1 protein-coding gene is annotated in these 555 nt (G+C 76.0%); it reads right to left on the bottom strand.

What is annotated here, in order from left to right; genetic code table 11:
- Window positions 1–530, bottom strand: a 530-nt coding sequence (locus AC01FP_RS18895) for a carboxypeptidase regulatory-like domain-containing protein (RefSeq protein ID WP_474482485.1), incomplete at its 3' end; no start/stop codon positions are given.
- Window positions 531–555 lie beyond the last annotated feature (25 nt).

The following is a 555-nucleotide window of genomic DNA, read 5'->3' as shown; positions in this document are numbered from 1 at the left end:
CCGGGTGCGAGGTTGACGGCGCGGCCCTGGGCATCGCTCACCTGCACCGAGACGGCGCCGAAGCTCTCCAGCCGCTGTACCGCGCCCGTTGCGCTCAGCGCCGTGTAGTCGCCGGGCATTCGCGAAGCGTCCTGCGCCGGCTGCACGGCCGTCAGCACCACCGTGAGGGCGCCGCTGAGGGCGGCGCCGTCTTCGCGCCGCCAGCCGTTGGCAGGCACCGACAGCAATGCGCCGGTGCCCGGGTCGGCGATGGTGGCCGCCTGCGCCGGGTCCACCTGCTGGCGCACGCCTTCGGGCTGCAGGTAGACCGTGGGCACGGTGTTGCTGCCCGCCGCGATGTCGAGCACGCGCAGCGCGGGTGCATAGCCCGGTGCCTGCACACGCAGCACCACGCGCTGGCCTGGAGACAGCGCCTGCAGCGCCCACAGGCCGGCAGCATCGGTGGTGGTGCTGACCGGGGCGCTGGCGGCAGCCGCGGCCACACTCGCCGTGGCGCCGGCCACGGGCGTGGCGTCGCCCTCGCGCTGCACGGCCCGCCGCGGCCAGCCTGCAGGG

It is taken from the genome of Cyanobium sp. NIVA-CYA 375, assembly GCF_056108345.1.
This window is presented reverse-complemented; position numbering and strand designations above follow the sequence as displayed.